Annotated in this window: 27 protein-coding genes, 1 pseudogene and 2 riboswitches; of the genes and pseudogenes, 7 read left to right on the top strand and 21 right to left on the bottom strand. The window is 38.6% G+C overall.

The features are described 5' to 3' along the window. Nucleotides 1–221 precede the first annotated feature (221 nt). Nucleotides 222–503 (top strand): KGG domain-containing protein, encoded by a 282-nt coding sequence (locus tag MHH44_RS14300; RefSeq protein ID WP_008405134.1) that lies wholly within the window; start codon nucleotides 222–224, stop codon nucleotides 501–503. A 282-nt stretch (nucleotides 504–785) separates the two neighbouring features. Then, complete coding sequence (locus MHH44_RS14305; RefSeq protein WP_008405133.1) at nucleotides 786–1,337, top strand: hypothetical protein; 552 nt, start codon at nucleotides 786–788, stop codon at nucleotides 1,335–1,337. A gap of 104 nt (nucleotides 1,338–1,441) precedes the next feature. On the opposite strand, the gene MHH44_RS14310 is transcribed toward MHH44_RS14305, so the two are convergent. Beyond that, nucleotides 1,442–3,106 (bottom strand): ribonuclease J, encoded by a 1,665-nt coding sequence (locus MHH44_RS14310; RefSeq protein WP_340798891.1) that lies wholly within the window; start codon nucleotides 3,104–3,106, stop codon nucleotides 1,442–1,444. Between the two features lie 160 nt (nucleotides 3,107–3,266). Here MHH44_RS14310 and MHH44_RS14315 point away from each other — a divergent pair, with 160 nt between their 5' ends. Then, the gene (locus MHH44_RS14315; protein WP_340798892.1) at nucleotides 3,267–3,953 is read left to right on the top strand and encodes a TraR/DksA C4-type zinc finger protein; all 687 of its coding nucleotides are present in this window, start codon (nucleotides 3,267–3,269) and stop codon (nucleotides 3,951–3,953) included. 52 nt (nucleotides 3,954–4,005) lie between these two features. Here MHH44_RS14315 and MHH44_RS14320 read toward each other — a convergent pair whose 3' ends face one another. Then, entirely contained in the window at nucleotides 4,006–5,097 is a 1,092-nt protein-coding gene (locus MHH44_RS14320) for an NAD(P)-dependent alcohol dehydrogenase (RefSeq protein ID WP_340798893.1), read from the bottom strand. Nucleotides 5,098–5,260: 163 nt separating this feature from the next. Next, nucleotides 5,261–6,568 (bottom strand): globin-coupled sensor protein, encoded by a 1,308-nt coding sequence (locus MHH44_RS14325; protein ID WP_340798894.1) that lies wholly within the window; start codon nucleotides 6,566–6,568, stop codon nucleotides 5,261–5,263. 197 nt (nucleotides 6,569–6,765) lie between these two features. On the opposite strand from MHH44_RS14325, the gene MHH44_RS14330 reads away from it, so the two are divergent. Next, the gene (locus MHH44_RS14330; RefSeq protein ID WP_008405127.1) at nucleotides 6,766–7,758 is read left to right on the top strand and encodes an EAL domain-containing protein; all 993 of its coding nucleotides are present in this window, start codon (nucleotides 6,766–6,768) and stop codon (nucleotides 7,756–7,758) included. Between the two features lie 84 nt (nucleotides 7,759–7,842). Here the strand turns inward: MHH44_RS14330 and MHH44_RS14335 are convergent, their stop codons facing one another. From MHH44_RS14335 to MHH44_RS14375, 9 genes are all read right to left on the bottom strand, one after another. Beyond that, nucleotides 7,843–8,751 (bottom strand): glycine betaine ABC transporter substrate-binding protein, encoded by a 909-nt coding sequence (locus MHH44_RS14335; protein WP_340798895.1) that lies wholly within the window; start codon nucleotides 8,749–8,751, stop codon nucleotides 7,843–7,845. Between the two features lie 141 nt (nucleotides 8,752–8,892). Next, nucleotides 8,893–9,807: a glycine betaine ABC transporter substrate-binding protein gene (locus MHH44_RS14340; RefSeq protein ID WP_008405123.1), complete on the bottom strand. Its 915-nt coding sequence runs from the start codon at nucleotides 9,805–9,807 to the stop codon at nucleotides 8,893–8,895. 197 nt (nucleotides 9,808–10,004) lie between these two features. Continuing rightward, nucleotides 10,005–12,368 carry a bifunctional 2',3'-cyclic-nucleotide 2'-phosphodiesterase/3'-nucleotidase gene (locus MHH44_RS14345; protein ID WP_340798896.1) on the bottom strand — a complete coding sequence of 788 codons (2,364 nt, stop codon included), beginning with the start codon at nucleotides 12,366–12,368 and terminating at the stop codon, nucleotides 10,005–10,007. A 125-nt stretch (nucleotides 12,369–12,493) separates the two neighbouring features. Continuing rightward, nucleotides 12,494–13,111, bottom strand: a complete 618-nt coding sequence (thiE, locus tag MHH44_RS14350; RefSeq protein WP_340798897.1) for a thiamine phosphate synthase — start codon at nucleotides 13,109–13,111, stop codon at nucleotides 12,494–12,496. Beyond that, the gene (thiD, locus tag MHH44_RS14355; protein WP_340798898.1) at nucleotides 13,095–13,907 is read right to left on the bottom strand and encodes a bifunctional hydroxymethylpyrimidine kinase/phosphomethylpyrimidine kinase; all 813 of its coding nucleotides are present in this window, start codon (nucleotides 13,905–13,907) and stop codon (nucleotides 13,095–13,097) included. Before thiD ends, thiE begins: the two co-directional genes overlap by 17 nt. Then, nucleotides 13,904–14,647 (bottom strand): hydroxyethylthiazole kinase, encoded by a 744-nt coding sequence (gene thiM / locus MHH44_RS14360; RefSeq protein WP_340798899.1) that lies wholly within the window; start codon nucleotides 14,645–14,647, stop codon nucleotides 13,904–13,906. The genes thiD and thiM overlap by 4 nt, the downstream gene beginning before the upstream one ends. After that, nucleotides 14,625–15,317 carry a thiaminase II gene (gene tenA / locus MHH44_RS14365; RefSeq protein ID WP_087615873.1) on the bottom strand — a complete coding sequence of 231 codons (693 nt, stop codon included), beginning with the start codon at nucleotides 15,315–15,317 and terminating at the stop codon, nucleotides 14,625–14,627. The genes thiM and tenA overlap by 23 nt, the downstream gene beginning before the upstream one ends. 77 nt (nucleotides 15,318–15,394) lie before the next feature. Beyond that, nucleotides 15,395–15,493, bottom strand: a riboswitch (TPP riboswitch). Between the two features lie 66 nt (nucleotides 15,494–15,559). Beyond that, a riboswitch (TPP riboswitch) is annotated at nucleotides 15,560–15,658 on the bottom strand. A 137-nt stretch (nucleotides 15,659–15,795) separates the two neighbouring features. Beyond that, a complete protein-coding gene (locus MHH44_RS14370) occupies nucleotides 15,796–16,776 on the bottom strand; it encodes an NAD(P)H-dependent flavin oxidoreductase (protein WP_008405116.1) in 981 nt (326 codons plus the stop codon). A 121-nt stretch (nucleotides 16,777–16,897) separates the two neighbouring features. Next, nucleotides 16,898–18,154: a glycoside hydrolase family 18 protein gene (locus MHH44_RS14375; RefSeq protein ID WP_008405115.1), complete on the bottom strand. Its 1,257-nt coding sequence runs from the start codon at nucleotides 18,152–18,154 to the stop codon at nucleotides 16,898–16,900. 205 nt (nucleotides 18,155–18,359) lie between these two features. On the opposite strand from MHH44_RS14375, the gene MHH44_RS14380 reads away from it, so the two are divergent. Next, nucleotides 18,360–18,800 carry a cell wall hydrolase gene (locus tag MHH44_RS14380; protein ID WP_008405114.1) on the top strand — a complete coding sequence of 147 codons (441 nt, stop codon included), beginning with the start codon at nucleotides 18,360–18,362 and terminating at the stop codon, nucleotides 18,798–18,800. Nucleotides 18,801–18,885: 85 nt separating this feature from the next. Here MHH44_RS14380 and MHH44_RS14385 read toward each other — a convergent pair whose 3' ends face one another. Further along, the gene (locus MHH44_RS14385) at nucleotides 18,886–19,089 is read right to left on the bottom strand and encodes a hypothetical protein (RefSeq protein ID WP_008405113.1); all 204 of its coding nucleotides are present in this window, start codon (nucleotides 19,087–19,089) and stop codon (nucleotides 18,886–18,888) included. 134 nt (nucleotides 19,090–19,223) lie between these two features. Between MHH44_RS14385 and MHH44_RS14390 the strand changes: the two genes are divergently transcribed. Beyond that, entirely contained in the window at nucleotides 19,224–19,385 is a 162-nt protein-coding gene (locus MHH44_RS14390) for a hypothetical protein (protein ID WP_008405112.1), read from the top strand. A gap of 64 nt (nucleotides 19,386–19,449) precedes the next feature. Here MHH44_RS14390 and MHH44_RS14395 read toward each other — a convergent pair whose 3' ends face one another. Continuing rightward, entirely contained in the window at nucleotides 19,450–19,602 is a 153-nt protein-coding gene (locus tag MHH44_RS14395) for a YpzG family protein (protein WP_340798900.1), read from the bottom strand. A 196-nt stretch (nucleotides 19,603–19,798) separates the two neighbouring features. On the opposite strand from MHH44_RS14395, the gene MHH44_RS14400 reads away from it, so the two are divergent. Next, nucleotides 19,799–20,083, top strand: coding sequence for a hypothetical protein (locus tag MHH44_RS14400; protein ID WP_008405110.1), 285 nt, complete (start codon nucleotides 19,799–19,801; stop codon nucleotides 20,081–20,083). A gap of 43 nt (nucleotides 20,084–20,126) precedes the next feature. Here the strand turns inward: MHH44_RS14400 and MHH44_RS14405 are convergent, their stop codons facing one another. From MHH44_RS14405 to MHH44_RS14435, 7 genes and pseudogenes are all read right to left on the bottom strand, one after another. Further along, nucleotides 20,127–21,317 (bottom strand): M14 family zinc carboxypeptidase, encoded by a 1,191-nt coding sequence (locus tag MHH44_RS14405; protein WP_340798901.1) that lies wholly within the window; start codon nucleotides 21,315–21,317, stop codon nucleotides 20,127–20,129. 318 nt (nucleotides 21,318–21,635) lie between these two features. Further along, a pseudogene (locus MHH44_RS14410) lies at nucleotides 21,636–21,749 on the bottom strand (T6SS immunity protein Tdi1 domain-containing protein); the annotation flags it as partial. 52 nt (nucleotides 21,750–21,801) lie between these two features. Continuing rightward, nucleotides 21,802–22,023 (bottom strand): hypothetical protein, encoded by a 222-nt coding sequence (locus MHH44_RS14415; RefSeq protein WP_340798902.1) that lies wholly within the window; start codon nucleotides 22,021–22,023, stop codon nucleotides 21,802–21,804. 107 nt (nucleotides 22,024–22,130) lie between these two features. After that, nucleotides 22,131–22,346 carry a hypothetical protein gene (locus tag MHH44_RS14420; RefSeq protein ID WP_340798903.1) on the bottom strand — a complete coding sequence of 72 codons (216 nt, stop codon included), beginning with the start codon at nucleotides 22,344–22,346 and terminating at the stop codon, nucleotides 22,131–22,133. Then, nucleotides 22,343–22,882, bottom strand: coding sequence for a hypothetical protein (locus MHH44_RS14425; protein WP_340798904.1), 540 nt, complete (start codon nucleotides 22,880–22,882; stop codon nucleotides 22,343–22,345). The genes MHH44_RS14420 and MHH44_RS14425 overlap by 4 nt, the downstream gene beginning before the upstream one ends. A gap of 276 nt (nucleotides 22,883–23,158) precedes the next feature. Then, nucleotides 23,159–23,323: a hypothetical protein gene (locus MHH44_RS14430; RefSeq protein WP_340798905.1), complete on the bottom strand. Its 165-nt coding sequence runs from the start codon at nucleotides 23,321–23,323 to the stop codon at nucleotides 23,159–23,161. Nucleotides 23,324–23,466: 143 nt separating this feature from the next. Further along, the gene (locus tag MHH44_RS14435) at nucleotides 23,467–24,657 is read right to left on the bottom strand and encodes a T7SS effector LXG polymorphic toxin (RefSeq protein WP_340799520.1); all 1,191 of its coding nucleotides are present in this window, start codon (nucleotides 24,655–24,657) and stop codon (nucleotides 23,467–23,469) included. Between the last annotated feature and the right edge of the window lie 164 nt (nucleotides 24,658–24,821).

A 24,821-nucleotide genomic window follows, 5' to 3' on the forward strand; every position in this document is an offset into this window, starting at 1 on the left:
CGAAATAGTTGAAATAAATCACCCTTACATTGCTTTACATGCCTATGTCATTTGAAATACTTCTATTTTATGATGAACCTCTTCTTCAGATTCTAATAACTTTACATCATTTTTTTGTAATATAAATGAAATATAATTTATGTTTAATATAACGAGAGATGGGAATTTAACTAGTAAGCTTAGCAATAAGCTAAAAAATTTTCACTAGGAGGATGTAAGAAATGGCTAATAACAACAAACGTAATCAGAATCAGAATGACGGACAAATGACGGTTCAAGAAGCGGGTCGTAAAGGCGGAGAGGCTACATCTAATAACCATGGTAGAGAATTTTATGAAGAAATCGGCCGTAAAGGCGGAGAAGCAAGCAGCGGAAACAACCAAAACGGTAATAATAACAATAATGGCGGCAAAATGAGCCGTGAAGAAGCTGGCCGCAAAGGCGGAGAAGCTAGCCGTAGAAACAATAACAGTAACAATAATAACAAAAAAAATAACTCATAATGATTTAATTAACCTTGAAGATAGGTTGATTCATGATGTAAATATTAATTCTTTACATTAATAAAGGGTGTTTGCCATTTAGAAGAATGGCGAACACCCTTATTTGTATGGATTTTTACCCTATTATCCAAATTTCCCCTCGAACAGTATACATATCCAAACAAATTACTTGAAAATATTATATAACAATTATATATTATTTTATGCTTGCTTAAATTAGAGCGAGCATTTTATTGTGTTTTCTTATTTATTATATATATAGAAAAGGAAATGAGCGTATACATGAACCAATATACAAACGAATTTTTATATAAATTAATTTATTCCACTATTAAAGCTACCGGCCTCCCTATAATGTTGGAGGAGGATCATACCGGAGTAAATATGAGCTATAACTTTATAACAAATGTTGTTAGTTTTGATGCAAACCGTTTAGTGGAAGCAGCTGGCGAATTATCAAGCATTCCATTTGATCAATATGTAAAAACCATTACTCTTCATGAACTTGGTCACGCTATTGACCGTCCTGCACTAGATGCTTCTTTAACTAGAACCCTCGATTATTTTGATATGAGAGATCAATATTCTACTAAAGAAATTTTTAAAAATCCTGATTTATTAGGCATGTTAATAGAAGAACATCAAATGAACATTGCCTTTGAAGAAACCGCATGGGCTAACGCAGAAAACCTAAATGAAAAATTATTATTCATTGATCAAAATACATTTGAAATGATAAAAAATCATAGTCTTTCCACATATATTAATAATTATGAAGAAGATTTGGCAGTTTACAAACAGCTTCTGGAACAAACGGAGCTTCAGCCTGCTTAATTTTAGTGAGCCCAAACAAAAAAAGACTAAAATGCATGTAATAAAATAACGATCTTGAAAGCGATTATTTCCTTTCAAGATCGTTTTTCTGTAATAATTTAACTTTATATTTCAATTATTATCGGCAAAATCATGGGCTTTTTCATTTTTAATGTAAAGATATATTGATCTACCGCGTGTTTAATCGCTTTTTTCATAGCAAACGGATTGGCTTCTTTAAAGTTTTCGACAGCTGCTTGAGCAATTTCGTTAATATCATTTATTAATCCTTCTGATTCTCTCGCATAGACGAATCCGCGAGAAATACTGTCAGGACCAGAAATAATGGACCCATCGAATTTACTGATCGTGACGACAATCACAAGCATCCCATCTTCGGATAGTTGCTTCCGATCACGCAATACGATTTCACCGACTTCATCACTTCCAGTACCATCCACGTACGAATCTCCTGCCGGAATAGCCCGTGTTTGCCGCGCTTCCCCGCCTTTAATGTCAACAATTTCACCATTTTTAAGGATAAATGTATGCCCTTTTTCAACACCAACCGCTTCTGCCAGTGACCGATGAATATGAAGCATGCGGTATTCTCCATGAATGGGAATAAAATATTTTGGCTTCATAAGTGTCAGCATCATTTTTAAATCTTCTTGATAGCCATGACCCGATACGTGCATACCGGTAATGCTCGAATTTCCGTATACTACTTTTGCGCCAAGCTGAAACAGATTATCAACAATTTTTGAAACATCTTTTTCATTTCCAGGTATTGGTGAAGCTGCGAAAATAACCGTATCGCCTTGCACAACTTTAACATCCCGATTACGACCAGTTGAGAGTCGGGAAAGCGCAGCTAATGGCTCCCCTTGGCTTCCTGTACATAATATTACTGCCCGTTCCGGCGGTAACTCTTTTAATTCTCTTGGCTCGATAAGCATCCAGCCTGGAATGTCCAAGTTGCCCAGTCGCATCGCAACAGACGTAACATTGACCATGCTGCGACCTAGAAGAACAATTTTCCGATTCGTCTTTTTTGCTGCTTCAACGATTTGCTGAATGCGATTTACATTGGATGCAAAAGTAGAAATGAAGATTTTTCCGGTCGCTTTTTGAAATTCCTCATCCAAATGACCTCCAATTACTTGCTCGGATGGTGTAAATCCGGGACGTTCGGCGTTTGTACTTTCGGATATGAGGGCGAGCACCCCTTCTGTACCGAGTGCTGCCATTTTATGAATATCTGATGGTTGATCATTAACGGGTGTGAAATCAAATTTAAAGTCACCTGTATGAATGACTTTCCCTTCAGGCGTATGAAAAACAATCCCTAAACAGTCAGGAATACTGTGACTTGTCTTAAAGAAAGTGAGCGATAGTTGGTCAAAATTAATTTTTGACTCTGCATTAATCTCAATTAATTCTGTATTACGGAGCAATTTGTGCTCCTTTAGTTTCAGCTCAATTAACCCAAGGGTAAATCTGGATGCATAAATTGGCATATTAATTTTTCTCAACAAATATGGGATTCCGCCAATATGATCTTCATGTCCATGCGTTACAACTAAAGCTTTGATTTTATGTTTATTTTCTTCCAAATAGCTTAAATCCGGGATTATCAAATCGACACCTAATAAACTCTGATCTGCAAATTTCCCGCCACAATCAACGATAACTAATTCTTGCCCATATTCAATGACATACATATTTTTTCCGATTTCATTAATGCCGCCTAGTGCGAAAATGGATAGTGTATTTTCAGTATTTAGCAACTTCGACTCCTCCTATAGAATGGATATTTTTATGTGTACATAAAATTTCGCCTTATATATTAGTATTTCTAATTTAAAAAGAAACTATACGAAAGCAGTTCACGATGTTTTGAAATAATTCATCGTATTTCGCCCATACTAAAATTGAAAGGAATTGATTATGATGCTTAGTGAAAAACAACTTACTAAATTAAAACGACTGCTCATCGAACAAAAAAGAGAACTAATTGGTGATGTCAACACTAATGAAAATGAACTTATTGCACGTGCCAGTTTAAGGGACTCTACAGATGAGCTCTCAACTATTGACAATCATCCCGCGGATTTAGCGACCGAATTATATGACCGTGAAAAAGATATGGCATTAAAAGTGCATAGTGATGACTTATTGAGCCAAATTGAAGCGGCATTTGATCGGATGAATAACGGTACATATGGAATTTGTGCAAAATGCCAAACAGAAATCCCATATGATCGACTGCAAGCAATTCCGTATACGGCTTTTTGTATTGAGCATAGTGATGCAAAAACTCCTGCGGCAGATCGTCCGGTTGAAGAACAATTGCTCCATCCGGCTGTTGACAACTCCTTTTCAAATCGGGAAAAGGATGATGAGCTTCAAGATAACGAAGATTCCTTCCAAATCGTCGCACAGTATGGAAATTCCGATACACCAGCAGATTTTGAAGGAGATTTCGATCACTACAACGATTTATACAAAGATAAAGATGATGAAGATATGTATTCTGCACTAGAAATATTGCATGTTTCCAAGGACGATTTTCTGCAGGGGCAAATTTCCAAAGAATATGCAGATGAAGCACGAAAACACGATTATTTGGATTGACTGCGATATAATCAAAAAGCCGAGAATGTCTATGTTCTCGGCTTTAGTCAATTTATTTCGCGATTTTTAAAATTGGCTTAATAGTAGTCCCATTTTTAGAGTCTTCAAAAGCTTCATTAATTTGTTCGAATTCATAAAATTTTACGAGTCGATCAAACGGGAATTTACCATCTTTATAATAGTTGACTAATTCCGGAATAAATACACGAGGTACCGAATCTCCTTCGATGACTCCCATCATTGTTTTTCCTTCCGCCATAATATCGTTATGGACATCGATTGTCATCTCAGGTGTCACCCCTACAATCGCACAAGTACCTAATGGACGTAATGCATTAAGGGATTGCTTCACAACTGGTGGCACACCTGTCGTTTCAACTGCATAGTTTGAACCGCCGTTTGTAATCTTTTTAACCTTGGCAACGACATCAACATTTCGGCCATTTAATACATGTGTCGCTCCTAGTTCCTTTGCAAACTTCAGTCGTGAGTCATGGACGTCAACGGCAATAATATGTTTACAGCCTACAATTTTTGCTGCCATCAACGCAGATAAACCAACAGCACCGCATCCGTATATGACAATTGTAGAACCAAATTGTGGTCGAAGTCGATTTAATACTGTCCCGGCACCTGTTTGAATACCACAGCCCAGAGGACCAAGCAACGCTAAATCAACATCCTTATCTACTTTTACAACATTTCGCTCATGCGCAATTGCATATGTTCCGAATGAAGACTGACCGAAAAATGTTGCTAACTCAGCACCATCTTTTGATAGACGTGTTGTATAATCATCCTGAACGCCGCCAAAGTTGAGTGGGTTAAACGTATCACATACTGTTGGATGACCTGTTAAACAGTTTGGACACGTCCCGCAATGTGCAAACGATATGACAACATGGTCACCCTTTTCTAAACTTGTCACACCTTCTCCCACTTCTTCTACAATTCCAGATCCTTCATGTCCAAGAACAGCTGGAAGCGGAGCAATTGCTAAATCACGTGCTACCGCGTCTGTATGACAAACACCTGTTGCTACAATTTTAATCAACACTTCATTTGCTTTTGGGGATGCTAGTTCTACTTCCTGCAAGACAAAATCTTTTCCTTGTGCTTCAGTTACAGCTGCAGTAATTTTCATTTCAATGTGGCTCCTTATTTGTTAATTTATTCTCACCTACCTTACTATTCCCAATCATTTTGTAATTACACTTATAAAAAAAGAGACTTATAAAACAAAAAACTGTGTAAAAGCGATGGCACTTTTACACAGCATTATTCATAACAAAACACTCTATAAAACTTTATAGGTGGGTAGTCATTTGGTAAAGCTCGTCTGCAGTAATTGCAACATCTCTCGTTTCTTGACCGATGTTGCCGATGACACTGCCCAAATTTGTTATATCCATTGCGACTTCCTTTATTTGCGCTTCATTTTGTTCGATTGCCTTCAAAATTTGCTGAAATATCGTTTGGGTATTGATCGATACATCCAAACCTGAATCCACCCTCAACTGAACCCTTTCAATCATTTGAACAGCAGTCGACGTTAGCAGCGTGGATGTCTGGATGAGATTTGTTATATTTTCTACAGAGCTTTTCGATTGTTCCGCCAGTTTCCGTACTTCCTGTGCGACAACAGCAAACCCCTTACCATGTTCCCCCGCTCTTGCTGCTTCAATCGAGGCATTTAATGCAAGTAAATTTGTTTGGTCTGCAATATTTTTAACAAGGGCCACAATATCGATAATCTGTTCGGAAGACGTTTTTAAATTCCCGATCAGTTGTCCCATTTCAACCGTACTATCCCTAATTTCAAGCATCTCCTGCTCCAGCCTTGTAACTTCGCTGTTCCCTGTCACTGCATCTGTATGTATATGCTGTACAATTTTAACATTAGATTCAATCGTACTACTTATCTGAAATGTATGGCTGTTTACTTGTTCAATCGATTGGTTCGTTTCTTCCGTTAAGTCTGCGAGATTTTGAATAATGGCGGATAATTTATCCTTCAGTTCAAACTTTACAACATTATATTGTTCTTTTCGAAGATTCAAATTTTCCTTTTCATACTCCTCTAAAACAATCTGCATCTCAAGGTTTATAAGTTTTGACACATTTAATTGAATAATTTCTCTTCCTGCAACATCCGCTATGTCTTTACTGATAAGCATAATCATTGTTTCCTGCAACTTTTGAAATGTGCCCATATACCATTTTGGATCCAACCCGATTTTGAAATGCATGCGGGCGAGTTTTCTTTTCGCTTCGATTGTTTCTTCATTAAAAACCCCGTCAAACATGGAAATAATGTAAGAACTCAATGTTTTCTTTAAGCGATCAATTTTTGTACGCTCTTCGATTATCTTTTTTAAAGATGGTACGGCTAATACATTTTCATAAAATACATCCGTAATCTCGGATACTCCCGCTGCAATTGCTGGTTGATATGACTTTATGCGCCGTAAATTTTCTTCCGCTATACCAATCAAGTTCATCTGCTGTGCTAATTCAGGCATGCTTGTCAATTCAATCACAGGATTAAAGTCATTCACTTTCTCCTCTTGATATGCCTTTTCGACCAATGTTTTCTGCTTCCACCACATTACCATTATCCTCACCCCAACACTTTGTATAATTATTGTATAACATTGTTTACTATTTATTGTCAACTTTATGCGAAATAATTAAAATTAATATACAAACGTTGTACAATGTATAATTTTAATAGTAAAATAAGCAATATTACATAGTATTTTTGAGCTCTATACTATACAGTTAAATAAAGCTTAAAAGGGGGGAACTTTACATGTCTTGCAGAAATTGTGTCGTTTCAGAATTACAGTTTGAGATTTTATTAAAAGGCGAAAACAATATCGCTATGTTGGATATGATTGTCGAACACTTTAACCGCCGGAATTTAACAATTACTAAAAAGGAACAAATTGTAATGATACAAGAATCCGGCGTGAAAGAGTTTCTTGACTTTAGTAGAGACTATATGGAGCCAGAACTGATTTATTTTAGATTGGACGAAATGCCTTGGGAGCACCTTGCTGAAATTGAAACTGTTCTTGAAATGCAATGGATTGATGATGTCATACATAGAAATGCAGTAGTCAGCTACTCTCAGCCTATTGTAAATAGCAGAAATGAAATCTACGCTTATGAGGTGCTGTCACGCTTTACCCGAGAAGATGGCTCACTCATTTTTCCAAATGAAATTTTTGCCGCAGCTAAAACCCGAGGGCGCCTGTATGCGTTGGACCGTTTATGTCGCATGGCTGCCGTAAAGTATGCTGCTGTATTAAAGAAAAAAACATTTATCAATTTCATTCCTACGTCGATTTATTCTCCTGAATATTGCCTGCAGTCAACGGTAAAGCTCGCTAACCTTCTGGAAATTGACCCGAATCAATTTGTATTTGAAGTCGTGGAATCGGAGCAAGTTGATGATATTGATCATTTAAAATCGATTTTGAATTACTATAACAATAAAGGCTTTCAATATGCATTGGACGATGTAGGAGAAGGTTATAATACTCTGGAAATGCTGGGCGACATAAAGCCGCATTATATGAAGCTTGATATGAAATATGTACAAGGCGTAAATAAGGATTTTGAAAAACAAAATACCGCCAAACAGTTTTTGAAAAAAGCGCTTGAAATTGGCGCAACACCGCTTGCGGAAGGAATAGAAACTCAGGAAGACTTTGAGTGGCTAAAACAAATCGGCTATAAGTTATTCCAAGGTTATTTATTTGGTAAACCAAGCATCGAACCACAGCGAACGATTGCATAAAAAAGCTATGTGTAGAATGGTTACCCACTACTGCACATAGCTTTTTTATTAAAATAAATTTGCCGATAAAGAGGTTTTCACTCATTATTCTTTCGGTTCTAAATCTTCAATTGAATCAATGTCCATATAAGCTGGTACGACGAAGCCATTTTGCGTACCTTCCAAGTTTTCGCCTAAGTCCACAATATCGTCTTTGTGTTTTTCATAGAATGCCTGATGAGTTGTCGGCAACCATGGAGCCACAGTAGCATCCCCTTCACCAGTTGCAATTGCCTGGAACATGATCGCAGGGTCTACAGGTATTACTTCTACTTGATAACCTAAATTGTCCAACACTATTTTAACAACGCTGCTTGATGCAATTTCTGAATCCCATGGGACTGAAACAAGTTTCACTTTTTCTCCGTTACCTTGTTCAATACCCTTCGTCCACTCACTTACTTTGTCATCGTTATTTTCAATCCAGGCTGCAGCAGCTGTTTCGAAATCTCCATTTTGTGCATCATACATAACTTGTTCCATATCTTCCGGTTCCCAATGGAATCGGTCAAGCACTGTGAAGACGTCCGGTAAATCCTTTTCAAGATCTTTTCTTACGACAGTATTTATATTTTCTGCTCCTCCTAAAACTCCTTTAGGATCTTCAAGGAATTTTAAGTCATAGGCAGAGAACATCCAATGGGGTGTCCAGCCAGTTACAATCACCGGTTCTTCATTGCGAATCGCCTGTTCCAACGTCCCGATCATGCCTGCAGTTGAACTTTCCTGTAATGTCCAGCCTTCCAGATTTTCATATTGTTCCAATGTATCATGTGACAAACCTGTTATCCCCGCGCCAGGTTCTATCCCAATGATTTTATAATCTACTTGTTCACCTATACTTGCAGATTCATTGTTTGAATTATCACTGCTGCCTGTATCATCCCCGCATGCTGCTAATAACAATGCTGCAGACATCCCTATAGTTAAACCTAAAGTTTTAAATCGTTTCAAATGTTTCATCCCCTATAATCTGAATTTATCTACTCCTAAAAAATCGACAACCCCATTTTAACTACAAGTTGTTACTTTTGTCAAACTAGAAGTACAAATAAATAAAGCCCCGTATAGGCTATTTACGGAGCATATTTCTATTTATTCTTTCGGTTTTAAATCTTCAATCGAATCAATTTCTACATATGCCGGAACAACAAAACCATTTTGCGTTCCTTCTAGATTTTCACCTAAATCAACAATATCGTCTTTATGCTTATCATAAAATGCTTTGTGAGTTGTTGGTAACCATGGTGCTACCGTTACATCCCCTTCACCAGTTGCGATTGACTGGAACATAATGGCCGGATCGACTGGTGTTACTTCAGGTTCATACCCTAATTGTTCCAGCACCAATTTTATTACGCTACTTGAAGCAAATTCCGAATCCCAAGGTGTTGAAATGATTTTTACCTTTTCGCCATTTCCTTGTGCTATATCTTTTGTCCATTCACTAACTTTATCTTGATTATTTTCAACCCAATCGGCTGCTGCTACATCAAAGTCACCATTTTCTTGTGCATCATACATGACTTTTTCCATATCTTCCGGCTCCCAATAAAAGCGGTCAAGTACTGTATATACATCAGGCAAGTCTTGTTCTAAACCTTTTCTGGCAAGTGTTTGAATGTTTTCAGCACCGCCTAAAATACCTTTAGGATCTTCAAGTATTTTTAAATCATAAGCCGAGAATTTCCAGTGTGGTGTCCAGCCTGTCACAATAACCGGTTCTTCATTTCGTATTGCCTTATCCAACGTACTCAGCATTCCAGCAGTTGAACTTTCCTGTAATGTCCAGCCCTCCAGATTCTCATATTGCTCCATTACTTCATGGGAAAGGCCAGTTAAACCTGCCCCGGGTTCAGTAGCAACTACTGTATAATCGACTTGTTCGCCAATACTAGAAGACGACGCTCCGGCCGAACTTTCTTTATTCTCCGTATCATCTCCGCAAGCAGCAAGTAGCAGTGCGGAAGACATTCCTAAAGTAATACCCATTGTTTTGATTTTGCTCATCTTCTCATCCTCTTTTAAATTTTTTATCTAAAAAGTAACAACTCAATATTAACAACAGGTTGTTACTATGTCAAAAGGTTTTCTAAAAAAATTAGTTACTTACCGGTATTAATTCTTACTCGTGACAGTCATTTAAAACAAACAAAAAAACCTGCAGACAGAAGAAAAGAATTCTTCGCCTACAGGCATTTTTAAAATTACTTTGTTTTTAAACCATACTTGCCAAAGCCGTCTGTACCGTCTCCAATATACTTAATAGCGCTGTTTTCATCCAATACATCCACTGCTTTTTTAGAAGATTCAAATACAACGTTTACGCTATCCGGAATCGGAGCGAACTTCCAGTTGCCATCTGCTGTCGGATCAATTGTTTTTTCGGCTAAAATATAGTCGATAATTGCCTGACGGTTTTCATCCGGATAAATTTCAACCGCTGTCGCATTACGAACACCTGGGAATGTACCATTCGCACGATAGTTATTTGTCGCTACGATAAATTCCTGTGCTGCATCAATTGGCTTCCCGTTATATTGCAGATTGACAATACGTGATGCTTGTTCGTTTACAACTTTTCCACTTGCATCATATTTTGCCGGTTTTGTTACATCAATTTCATACGTCACACCGTCAATAACATCATAATTGTATGAACGGTATTCGGCGTTGATTAATTGCTGTTCTTCTGATTTTGTTGCATCTATTTGATTGAATTGTCCTGCAGACATTTCAAGCCATTCTTTCACATCTGCACCTGTTACCTTCAGCATCGCAAGTGTATTATCATATAAATATAAATCTGCTACATTTTTAATTGCAAGCTCACCTTTTGGTACAAATGTATAGTATTCCGGATCACTTCTTGTTCCGGCTTTGAATGGTGCACCAGCTGACAGGACAGGAAGGTTTTCATACGCTGTATCTTTCAACTTTTCTTTCACATAGATTGACTGGGCATTCGTTACAATTTGAATAGAAGGATCATCCTGAACTTGCGAGAAGTAACTGTGAATGTTCGCTGTCGTTGTCCCTACTGCCTGACGCACATATTTAATTGTTCCTTCATGTGCTTCTTTTACACTTTCTACAACCGTAGCGCTGACAGCATCATTATCTTTTGCGATTTCACGCACCGCGCCCGTTCCTGTTGTAACATCCCATGCATCGTCTTTTTTCTCAAGCTCTAGATCAATGACCCCTAAATGGCTACCAAATTTACCGGCCATAACAATCGGCTTGCCGTTCATTGTTCCTTTTTCAATATCCACATTTGTTATAGAGCTATCCACTTTACCAGGGAATACGCCATGGGCATGCCCTGTAATGATTGCATCCACATCTTCAATTGTAGATAGTAAATACGATACATCCTCTTCCCCTTTTTCATGTGTAGCATCTCCCATACCAGAGTGTGAAAGTACTACGACAACATCTGCTCCTGCTTCTTTCATTTGCGGAACGACTGTTTTAACAGCCTCTACGGAATCATCGACTGTTACTTTTCCTTCTAAATTTGCTTTATCCCATTTTAAAATTTGAGGTGGCACAATACCTGTTACCCCAATATTAATCAACGTTTTTTCACCGTTTGAATCGACTACTTCTTTTTCAATCATGACATATGGTTTATACATTAATTCCTTTGTCGTTGCATTACGCACATTGGCATTTACATACGGGAATGGGGCATCATCCGTTACTTCATCGATAAATTCCAAACCGTAGTTAAACTCGTGGTTACCATATGTCGCTACATCATAATCAAGTGCAATCATCGCAGCAATCGATGGATGAACTTCCCCGTCTTTTAATTTCGTTACTGATTGAATATACGAGCCAAGTGGCGTTCCTTGTATTGCATCTCCATTGTCAAACAGCACTGTATTTGGATTTTCCTCACGCGCCTTTTCGATTAGTAGCGCAGTTTTTGCCAAACCTAAACTGTTCGTTGGCGTATCTTTATAATAATCATAGTTTACAATATTTGTGTGAATATCCGTCGTTCCTAAAATACGTAAAGAAACCGTCGTATTTGCCTTTACCGGACTGTATTCTTCCAAAAAGCGCTGAAGAATTTTTTGCATTTGAGCTTTTGTTACAAAATCATTCGGGCGAATCGTTCCGTCATCAAAGCCTGTCAGTAATCCTGTTGCTACCGCTTTCGCCATTTCCTGGCGATTGCCTTGTCCAATTTTGTTTGCGTCTTTAAACTGATCCAATACCTTTTCAGAATATGTTTCCTTATCCTGCAATCCTCTTGCCGCAATAAGGAATGCATGTGTGCGTGTCAGTTTTTCGTCTGGTGCAAATTTAGTTGGAGTTTTTCCTTTAATTAACTTTAATTCCACCGCTTTTTCAATATAAGGCTTAAGTGAATCAGGTACATCCTGAAATTTTACAGACTGACCAGTACCGACCTCTACCCCCAATGCATCGATTACGGCCTTCACAAACTCCCCACGTGTCATATCTTCATTTGTAGAGACTGGTGCCGCTGAAACTGCTGACATGCCACTTGCTAAAAGTGTTAGCGTTAAGGCTGAAGCAGATAGTTTTTTCAACATTTCTTTCACTCCCATATTCTGTAGTGTATAACAGAACTATCATACTAAATTGCCAGAATAGTAGAAAAGAGTAATTTGGTACAGGTTATTCCAATCAAAATAGTACTTATATGACAGAATTTAACTTATAGTGAATTTACAGCCTCTTTTATATTATCGCTATGACTGATTGCCGAAATAACGGCGACTCCATTTACTCCTGTTTGTCTTACAATGAAACTATTTTCAACAGAGATTCCGCCAATTGCTACAATAGGAAATTGAGTGTACTGAGATTTCGCTTCTTCCAGTAACGTCAGCCCTACTGGTGCTCTCGCATCATCTTTTGTGGAAGTTTCATAAATTGGACCAATTCCCGCATAATCCGCCCCATTTGCAATGGCCATTTCGAGTTGCTCCATCGTATGAATCGATACACCGATGATTTTATTTTTTGCAAGGAATCTAAATTGTTCAATACCGGTGTCTTCCTGCCCTACATGAATACCATCTGCATTTAATGTTAGTGCAAGCTCGACATCATCATTAATAATAAACGGCACTTTATATGTTTGGCATAGCTTTTGGCATTGACGGGCAAACTCTGCATACGCATGGCCTTTTAATGCATTTTTTCCTTTTTCTCGCAGTTGGAACATCGTAATACCTGCCTGTAAAGCTTCTTCCAAAACAAGCAATGGTTCGCGTTTACAATTGGCCGTTCCCATCACAAAATATTTATTCAAATCAAAGGACATGGACATCGCACATCCCCCGCTGTTCATGATAGGCGAAATGATTTGTCGGACCAAACCCATGACCAATATTAAGCGGATGACGGATTGCAAGCTGCACATATTTTTTTGCTTCTATTATGGCTGCCTCTATCGATCTGCCTTTTGCCATTTCCGCGGTAATCGCTGCAGAAAATGTACATCCTGTACCGTGAGTATGTTTCGTATCCACCCGCTCGGTTTTCATTTTAAATGGTTGCACCCCGCGAATGAAAACCGTATCTGTCGCATGCTTACTGTTTAAGTGACCACCCTTAATGACAACACATTTCAGCCCCAGACTTAATAAATCATGCGCCGCTGATGCGATATCCTTTTCCGTTTGTATTTTATAGCCTGTCAGGATTTCCGCTTCCGGTATATTCGGGGTACAAACGGTTGCGAGCGGCAATAACTTTTCTTTAAGAGCTGTTGTTGCCTGCTGCTCTAGCAAACTGGCACCGCCTTTTGCAATCATGACCGGATCAACGATAAGCGGAATATCCGTATTTTTTAGTAAAGTCACAATGGCTTCGATAATTTCAGCACTAAACAGCATCCCTGTCTTAATTGCTTTTACGTCGAAATCTTGAAGTACTGCCTTTAGCTGAGCTTGAACGAAATCAGCCGTTGTCGGAAAAATTCCATGCACTCCTTCAGTATTTTGTGCGGTTAATGCGGTGATTACTGATGTACCAAATACACGGAGTTCCTGAAACGTTTTTAAATCGGCTTGAATCCCGGCACCGCCACCGCTATCCGATCCTGCTATCGTACATGTAATCATTTTCGTCCCTCCGCTAAATTTTCTAGTTCATTCAAGAAATTTGTGTGGAAATTTCCTATAGTTGCAACAGAATTGGCACTTGCCTGTTTATATTCATTTAGTAGCGTCAGTAAGTCATCAAACGGTTCTTTACTGTTTGCAAGCGCCGCTGCACAAAAGGCACTAAGCAAGCAGCCACTCCCCGTCATTTTTGTCACCTTTTCATGACCACCCTCTACAAATTCCACTCTTATCCCATCAGTAATAACATCTTGTTCTCCTGTTACGATCACAATACATTGATAGTTATTAGCCAACTTTTTGGCAGTCACTGCAACATCGATATCTCCTTTGCCACTATCCACACCTTTAGACGCCCAATTCACTCCCGCCAGAGCCGCCATTTCTCCAATATTGCAACGGATTACATTAATCTTTAAAAGGTCGAGCAATTGTTGTGCTGTCTCCGCTCGAAACTTCGTTGCCCCTACACCTACTGGATCAAGGACAACCGGAGTATTATGCATGTTTGCGCTAAGTCCTGCTTTCTTCATCGACTCTATTGTCCGTTCATTCAAAGTGCCCATATTTAAAAGCAAAGCATTGGCCTGGGCAGCCATTTCACCCACTTCTTCTATTGCATCCGCCATTACTGGTGAAGCTCCTACCGCCAGCAAGCCATTCGCTGTAAAATTTGCGACAACATAGTTGGTAATACAATGAACTAATGGTTGTTTATTATAAATTGCTTGCAGACTCATTTACATACACTCCTTGTTCCCAGCTTTGCTTCGTCCAAGGCATTTCCCAAAACATCCATTCGTAATAACAGCTTTTCTTAAAATGCTCCTGTAGTACTTTAAGCTTTGCAGGTTGTTCTTTCGCATATCGATCTAGCATCGATTTTTGTACTTCAATATTTTGAAGCATCTCCTCGGAAGCATATAATGCAATCCACTGTTCATAAAGAGGTATATTGGGGCATGCATCTTTTAATCTTTGCCCAATTTCCTGATACAGCCATGGGCATGGCAGGATTGCCGCAAATGCTTCTGCTACATCTCCGTTATGCACTGCATTGTACATATGGCTCACATAGTTATAGGCTGCTGGTGCTGGTTCGAATTGTTCCAAATCATCCGCTGTCACACCTAATTCTTTAAACGTTGTACGGTGCAACTCAAGCTCGGCATCATGGATAAACTTTGCTGTTTGTAGAAAATATTGAACATCATCATCCGTTGTCGCTTTTGCAGCTGCAAGAGCTAATACTTTCGTATAATGTTTTAAATAATACGCATCCTGCAACATATAAAACTTAAACTTCTCCAGCGGTAGACTCCCATCTGCAATCCCTTGTACAAAAGGATGATAAAAGCTAGCCTCCCAATAAAAATCCGTTTCTTTTCTTACCTTTTCACAAAACCCCATTGTTACTCCTCCTTTTTGTTGGCGGAAGCACAAAAAGGACGTCTCAACATATAGAGAGACGTCCCCAAAAAGTGTACGTACCACTTTTCATTGCTCCCTACGTCCGTATTAACGGCCAGGTTCCAAGGGTCAGGTTTTAACCTTCTCAACACTGCTGTGTCCCCCCGCAAATCAAATGCTTGTGTATTTGCAAAAGAAAGACTCCACGTAAAATATACGCGGAGCCAAAGTAAGTACATATGTATAGCTTGTACTTTGCTCCCTACGTCCGTATTAACGGTCAGGTTCTAAGGGTCAGGTTTTAACCTTCTCAACACTGCTGTGTCCCCCCGCAAATGCATTTAATTACCCAGAGTGTAACAAATTAATTCGAACCGGGCAAGTGAATTCACAAAATTACGAAATTAATAGTTCAATAACAAATTCACAAAATAGCGCATCGTTAGTAAAAGTTTTGTTACTAATGATGCGCTGACATCTATTGTAGATGGGTTACTGCAGATCTTTTACCAGTCAGTTCATGAAAAGCCTGAGCATATTCCTCGGCCAGTTTATCGACATATTGTTTTGTGGAAGTAATCTCTTTAATCGCGCCAATTCCTTGCCCGCTGCCCCAAATATCTTTCCAGGCTTTTGCGGTATTATCGTTAAAGTTCATTGCTGAAGGATCACTTTCTTTTAAATTACTCGGGTCCATCCCCGCGTTCATGATAGAACCTTTCAAATAATTCCCGTGGATTCCTGTAAATAAATTGCTGTATACAATATCTTCTGCAGTACTATCAACAATCATCTGTTTATATTCTTGACGAGCAAACGCTTCTTCGGTCGCGATGAATGGTGAACCGATATAGCCAAAATCAGCCCCCATCGCCTGTGCAGCCAATACCGAATGTCCTCGCGCGATTGATCCTGATAAAGCTAATGGACCGTCAAACCATTCACGGATTTCCTGTACGAGCGCAAATGGGCTTTGCTGACCTGCATGGCCACCTGCACCTGTTGCTACAGCAATGATGCCGTCTGCACCTTTTTGAATCGCTTTTTTTGCAAAATGATTGTTAATGACATCATGGAAAACGATGCCACCATAACTATGTGCTGCCTCAAATACTTCTTCACGTGCCCCAAGTGAAGTAATAATAATCGGAACTTTATATTTCACACAGAGCTCCATATCCTGTTCCAGACGTTCATTTGTTTTATGAACAATCTGATTAATGGCAAATGGCGCTGCCGGCTGATCCGGATTTTTGGCATTATAGCTGGCCAACTCCTCTGTAATTTCAGCTAACCATTCATCCAACTGGCTTGCCGGTCTTGCATTTAACGCAGGCATTGACCCGACTATTCCTGCCTTACATTGTTCAATGACCAATTTCGGATTGCTAATAATAAACAATGGTGCCCCGATTACTGGGATACGTAAGTTTTGTAAAATTTCCGGAATATTCCCCATCTATAATCCCCCTTTTATTCAGCTACTACTAATACTTCATCAGCTTCAATAAAATCTCCTTCTTAATTTAGATGACAATCAAAAAGTCAGATGTTTTTTCATCTGACTTTCTTTCCTTTTGCTATTTCTTCACTACATTAAAATTAGCCCCGATGAGCTGCCAATTTTGCGGGAATGGCAGACCGAGCTTCCAATAGCCGACTCCGCGCAAATTTAATCGCTTTACTAAATCGAACTTCGCCTGAATCGAACGTGCATCTTCAAACCAGACAATATGTGAACGCCCTTGCTCATCATAGTAGTTAAAGTAGGGTGCCTGTGCTGTATAGTCAAATTGGATTGCTGCGTTGTAGCGTTTGGCCACTTCAATTGCACGTTGCGGGCTTATCGCTTCTGCGTAATCTCCTCCTTGTACAAAAGGTAATGTCCAATCGTAACCATACAAATTTTGCCCAAGTAAAATTTTATTTGCAGGAATTTCTGTTAATGCATATTGTACTACTTGTTCGACTTGCGGCAGCGGAGAAACGGCCATTGGAGGTCCCGCAGAATAGCCCCACTCATATGTCATCAACATAACAAAATCCACTATTTCGCCATGCGCCTTATAGTCATGGCCCATAAACCATTCTCCCGGCTGATCGGCTCTCGTTTTTGGAGCCAATGCGGTAGAAACGGTATATCCTTCCGCATGCATACGTTCTACAGCTCTTCGGAGGAAATTATTATAAGCTTCCCGCTGATCGCGTGCAATCCGTTCAAAATCAAAATGGATATCTGAAATATTTCCGATACGCTTTGCTTCAGCTATGATATTGTCCAGCAGTAAATTTTGAACTGCAACACTTTGGAAAATATCACGTGCTAGCTCAGCACTAAACTGATAATCCTCGAGATTAGTGATTGCCATTGCTATTCCTGTATTATTTTGTTCAGCAATTTCCGGTAATGGGTTAATTGTAGGCGCTTTTAATGAACCATCCCGTCTTGCTTCAAAACTGAAAATAGCTAAATACGTTAAATAAGGACTTGCCTCCCGAACTTGGTCGAGCAGCGCATCACTTATTTCATCGCCTCTTGGTTCTACATATGCCAAAATTTCTGCGGACCTTTTAGTTGGTTCCGGTATATACAATGAGGTGCCAATCATCAGCAACGCATCTGGATTCAAGCCATTTGCTTGTGCGAGCGTTAAATAATTCACCTGAAAACGTTGACCAATTGACCATAAACTATCCCCTGGCTGTACAATATAATACTGCCCTTTCAATGGAACGACCAATGCTTGCCCGACCACTAACCGGGCCGGCTCCGGAATTTGGTTGGCTTCCACTAAACTCTGCACTGTTGTTCCATAAGCCTGTGCGATTGCCCACAATGATTCTCCCGGTTGTACTACATGAATTTGAATTGTCCGTCCTCCTTTTCCTATGTACTAATTTATGAACTATATACCGTATTAATGCGGAAAGATAGGTTAGAAATATATAAGTAACCATGACAAAAAACAATATTCTACATTTTCATTCATTCATATGCGCAACCAGGTTGACTGTTTCATACTATAGTAGTGAGGTGAAAAAATGCCAAGAGTAAAATACCGGGATTCCGATGTGGATTTGATGGCACGAATGATGCGGGCTGAGGCTGAAGGTGAAGGAAAACAAGGGATGCTGTATGTCGGAAATGTAATTGTGAACCGAGCTGTTGCTTCATGCCTGGATTTTAATGATGTGAGAACAATCGAGCAGGTTATTTTCCAAGTACAGGGCAATAACTATTCGTTTGAGGCGGTACAAAAAGGAAACATGTTTTATCAGAGGGCTAGAGAGACTGAAAGAAGATTAGCAAGACAGACGCTGGATTATTGGCGAGACCATCCGGCGAAATATGCACTTTGGTATTTTAACCCATCCGGCCCATGTCCTCCTACTTGGTACGATCAACCATTTACAGGTCAATTTAAACAGCATTGTTTCTATGAGCCTATAGCGGGAACATGTGAAAGTGTTTATATGGGCTAGATTTACCTATTGCCCAGCTATATAAGAAAAAGCCTTGTACATTCTATGTAGCGAGGCTTTTTCATTTTTCTTTATCCGTTACTTTTTACTTTTTATTGGATTGCTGGTTTTTATCATGGTTTGTTTTATTATTTTTATTTTTTAATTTCGAATCGAACTCTTCGGCAAATTCCGCTGTATTATCTTCCGGATTCCGATTGTGACTTGTTGTATTTCGGTGTAATTCTTTATAGGTAGAAAAAGGATTATGTGTTCGCGTATTCATCGTTTCTTTACTGTTTTTGCTCATTTCATCACCTCCTACTGGCTTAATGTGCTCAGGATAGGAGGTTTTATGCTTTTTTCAGGCTTCCTCAATTTTTGTAATGAAAAAAAATTGTAAAGCCATATTAAGAAGGAACCAATATTGAAAGGAGCATTTAAATGGGCAGAGATGATAGTAAAAGTAAAGGAACGAATAAACAATCATTACCGCAAACACCGAAAAACATGAAAATTGCACCAAACAAAGTAAAGGAAGAAATTGCGAATGAACTAACCGAGCTCCATCAGCAAGCAAAAAAAGGAAAAAGAAAAATGTATTGATATGTAAATGGCCTTCATTCCAGTATGTACTGGAATGAAGGCCTGATTTACTTCAAGACAAAGGTTAGAACTGTCTCGCCTTCGCATTAATTCTCAAAATCTGGTTATGCAGAGTTACCTCTGTTTCCCCTTTGATTTGAGACTTTTGATGCTTTTCGCTCGCCCAGTTTTGGTGGATCTTCTTAGATTTTGGATCTGTGAAACCCTTCTTATCCATTCGTTCCGCCTCCCTATGTTTAAAAGTGAATCAATTTTAGTATGGCTGTACTTGCTGCAGTTATTCCCTATAAAGATAAAAATTGATATCGACACATTTCCTAACAATTCCGAATTTCTTCCGCGTATGGAATCATTGCATCCACCAATACTAAACGTGTGAATCAGTCAATTTTCGCAAGAAAGGATGAGGAACAGTGGCTAAAAAAAGTTCAGGTACACCTAGCTGGAAACAAAATCACCCGATTACTTTATTATCCAACTCCGTTGAACGAACAGAACGTGCAGTAAAACAGGCAATGTCCCACCCAGAGGAATTTGCGGTGGAACATGCTTTTAATTCAATGGAACGTACCGAAAATGCACTTGCCAATGCAGAGCAAAGGCAGGAGCATTTGGATATTGTCGAGCAGAATAAATCCAAACTAGATGAGCTAAAGCAAAGCATCCTTGAAATTGATGAAACCTTGAGGGATTCATAAAAGTTCCCCCGTTACCTCTAAGGACGTAACGGGGGGACTTTATTTACATATATAATGCACTTAAAAAAATCCCTAATGCTTCTTCATAAATTTCACCGAATTGGCTGATTGGTAAAGGATTCGTTCCAAGCCCCAGTTCAACGGTGAATCCGGGGCGGCGCCAATCTTGAATAAACCAGTCTTTGTAACCCGCATAGCTTTCTATTGTCTGCACAGGCTCATATCCGCTTACCCTCGCAAATTCATTGACAAGCTGTTCTGTTTCAGGAGGTTCCAATCCCATGAATCCCCAATAAATAACTTGACCTTGTGTATGGAAAGCCAAAACCCGAGCAAAATCCCGCTCTACTGTCAAATCGGCCATTGCAATGGATTCCGGTTCCGATAGCGGACTTTGCCCACCATAATCCCGCGGCCCAGGCGTTTTCGGGTTTCTTTCTCTTTCCCGTTCCCATTCAGCAGGAAACTGGTCGTTCAGATCAACCCCATTAATATTCGCTTTCCAACCCGAGAAATCTGTACTACCATTATTCCATTCGATTACGTTTTTACGAATTGTTTCATCTTCCGGAGGTCCGTTCAGCACTAAATCTACTCCGTCGGGATTTACCATTGGCACAATATTTAAACTCGTTTGAATATACAATGGCAATGTATATAGCCCTCGTATTGAAGCATTATTCGTGAGCGAAATTAAATAATCATTAAGAAACGTCATGACAATCGACGTCGTAATCCACTCATTGGCATGAAAAGAAGCATTAAAATGAACACGTTTCTGCCCGTTCCCAATCGTGAGCCCCGGAATTTCTTTTTCCAATACGGAATTGCCAATCGGCTCATTTGCTATAAACGGATAGATTGCCTGCAATGACCGAATATCCTGCACCATTGCCCTATAATCGTAATCCTGTTCACCATTCACAACTCTCCATGTTACACGAACAGGCAACCGCAACCGTAGACCGACCTGAAGTACGTATGGATTGAGTACCGGATTGAGCAGAAAAAGCGCATCCATCGGCATATTGATTCTTTGTGCAATCGACCAAACCGTATCTCCCCGTTGAACCGTATACTGACTTGTCACATAACCGGGAATCTGAACGGGTTGGTTGGGCATCAGGGCTTGTGCATTCAGATTCCGATTCGAATCAAGAATCAGCTGAAAAGGAAGATTAAAAACTTGGCTATAATACCAAAAGGAATCACCCGGTCTTACGAAAATCTCCACAAAGCTCCTCCCTCAATAAAATCATCAATAGGAAAGTATATGAATGTGGTGGGTGATTATTAACCGGATATAAGATACTCACTGTTTGTTTCAAAATACGGTACTAGGTAACCCTCTACAAAAAGAAACCTTGAAAGGCATGAGCCAATCAAGGTGCAATTTTAATTAATTATATTATCATTCTTCTAAATGAACAAAATCATAAGGTTAGTATGATACCTCTTTTCATTGCTCAATATCTAATTGAAGTTTTTTCAATTGTCGCTTCATAAAGTAAATCAAGTACTTATGGTTAATTCTATAACATACTCCTGAATATCATTGAATTGTTCCCATAAATTCAGTAATAATAAGAATATGTTCTTTCAGTTTGACTTTTTTTAGATTCTCTACTTTTTCGGCTCCACCTAAACCTAATAGAGGTGTATAGCCGATACTCTATACTCCGAGTAGAATATTTATTATTCTTATGGTCCTTTAGATGTTAATAAGTTTCTTTACCCGTCCCCTTACCAACAACCTCATCAACATCACTCTTCTTCACAATCGCACCCACGTTACTATCTACAATCTTATCAATCGCTTTCGGGGTTTTCAAAACTTTTCCTATCGGGATGAAGGATGCTAACGCAATTCCTTTATCAAGACCCGAAGCATTTTTATCAGCTAGCGTGTTCAAGTCGTCCAATATTAAGAAATCCAACAAGCTTTAGCCTTCAAGGTCTTGTCTTATTAATTATTTCTTTTTTTATACAACTTAAAATATCAGATGGCTGTTTTACTTATATAAATTTGTGTTTACTAAGGTAGCTTCTACTTTTTGTATTTATCAACATATTGATTAATTCCAGCAAACATCAAATCCTTAACCAATTCTGTATAATTATTGTAGCCGTCTTCTTTGTCAATAATTATGTCTAGCATACTTTTTAATTTGCCATCAATTATAATTGTAATACCTTCGACTTGGTCACCCGTTTTTTCATTCTCAAAGGTTTCCGACATTATAATTATTTTATCTTCGCTCATTTCTTCCCTCCGTCATTCTCGAAATTTAATAGAACACTCTCATTTTCATCATACCAGTACTTTTCTGCCTTATCTATGAATGGTAAAAAGTCTTCGTAGCCTCCTGTCCAATTTTCAGGTACAAAATCCTCGTAGGAAGCTGGTTCTGAATAAAGGGAGTACAGTTCTCTTTTATCGAAATTTACGAATAAAGAAGGCATAAAACTATAAAAAGTGTTCTCTTTCTTTTCAGTAAGTAAATTTAACTTAAGGCTTTCTCTTAATTCTTTTGTTGAAACAGCATACTTGGCAATTTTTGGCGCAAATTCTGTATATGAATCCTCATCCAATATTTCTATACCTTTCCTCTCATCATCCTCTTCGATAAAAGGACCCATATTTCCAAGTCCCATTTCTTTATATTTCTTTCTATATGCTTCTTCTAACTTTTCTCTATCTAAAAACCAAATATCTTTTGGGGATACATACCATTTGAAACGATTCTCAATTAATACACCTACAATAATATTCTCAAGCGCTTTAGGCTCTAATAACATATATTTCAGCTCCGTCTATTTATTTATACGTCCATTTTTGGCATGCTCTTCTATCCACTCTACCCAAGGCGATGGAACTTCAAATGAATTGCCTGGCCTTCCCCTTTCTTTCGCCTCATTCAATAGTGCTATGAATTTCTTACAATCACATTAATTATCCAATGCATAATTTTCTCATAACAAAGCACTCGGTTGTCTAATAGACAACCGAGTGCTTTGTTATCTTTATTTGTTATCTTTTGCGTTGCCCATAGTAAGAATACGAAAATATTTGTATTAATCCGCCTTAAATATTTGCTCATCAACATCTTCCAGATATCTTTTAGTATCTAAATGAGATTCTATAAGATTATCTAAAAACTCTATGCTAACCTCTCTTTTCTCTTCAAATATATGAACTTTAGCATTCGCCGCTAATAATAAACTTACTATTTTTTTCATTTGCAAGAATTCATCAATTTCAAATAAATTATACGATAAAATGAAATCATTATTATTATTATGTAATTCTTTTATTTCAGCTATACTCTTATTAGTATTTTTTCTTAAAATAGAAATGTACTTGACCTCATTAGCATCTTTTTCTATGTTTCATGAACAAACGTTCCGCTTCTATTACCAGGTGTCTTTTTCGTATTCATTATAGCGTCTTCAATAACTGAAGGTGGAATATTTCTTGGATCAACATATTTTTTGATAAAGTCACTAAATTCTTTTGTTTGTGGCTTATATCCTAATTCTTCAGCTTTTTTAATTGCTCTACTTGTCAAAGTAGCTTTTACTTCAGGAGTATCAGGTGCCATTCTTTCCAAAGCATGCTGAGAATAATTTCTTCCATTTATTTCTCCTCCGCCTTTTGACATACTCCAACCAATATCACCCTTACCCTTACCAACAACCTCATCTACATCACTCTTCTTAACCAACTCATTCACATTACTATCAACAATTTTATCAATTGCTTTCGAGATTTTCAAAACTTTTCCTACTGGAATGAAGGATGCTAACGCAATACCTTTATCAAGACCCGAATCATTTTTATCGGCTAGCGTGTTCACGTCGTCCAATAGTAAGAAATCCAACAAACCTTTTCCGACTTTTGTAGCGCCATTTCCGACGTCTCCTAGGAAATTAAGAAAACCATTCCCCTCATCTTTCACATCATCTACTGTTGTGGCTGTAGCGGAAAGCTCTTTTGCGATTTCTTTTTCTTTTTGCTTCATAAATGAAACGAAGTTTGTTGAAACCATCGCACCGCTGAGACCGAAAGTACCTAAAGGCTGCTGACCATTTTGATAAAGACCAGGGAGGGTATACGGATTCGCTCCTCCGATTCCTCCAGGATTAAATAGTGGATTCATATTAATCACTTGATCCAACGATTGCGTACGATAGGCCAGTGCAATCATTAACGGATTCTGACTAGCGAATGACTGCCATTGTTCTGCCGGGAAGTGAACATCTGTTACCCCTTCTGTCATCATCGTTTCTATATTGGTAATCCATGTTTTCATATGCATCAGGTCTGTTTGAATTGTCGTTAATGCATCGGTTTGGGACACATCGAATTCAATCAGTTTTTCAACGGTTTCGTCCCGATGGCGTTTCGCGTCATGTACACCCAGATGGACTTCACTATCATCCAGTTTTGGCAAGCTCACGATATCTGACACTTGGTCCATGATATTATTGGCTTCATCTGTCAACTCTTCCGTCACTTGTTTGGCTCGGTTTAAGCCTTGCTCGATTTCGCCTTCCAATGCTGCTTGGCGAATAAAGCCCGACTAATTCGGTTCGAGAGATGAAAGTCCTATTTCTCCTGTAGTTAATCGATGTACTTTACGAAAATAAGAGCACGATTTTTACAACGAATGTAAACTTCAAGGCTTGGAAAGGGATACAGGGGTTATCTACATTTTAAAAATAATAGCGCTTTATT

Origin of the sequence: Solibacillus sp. FSL K6-1126 (assembly GCF_038003445.1) — a bacterium.
Classification (GTDB): domain Bacteria; phylum Bacillota; class Bacilli; order Bacillales_A; family Planococcaceae; genus Solibacillus; species Solibacillus silvestris.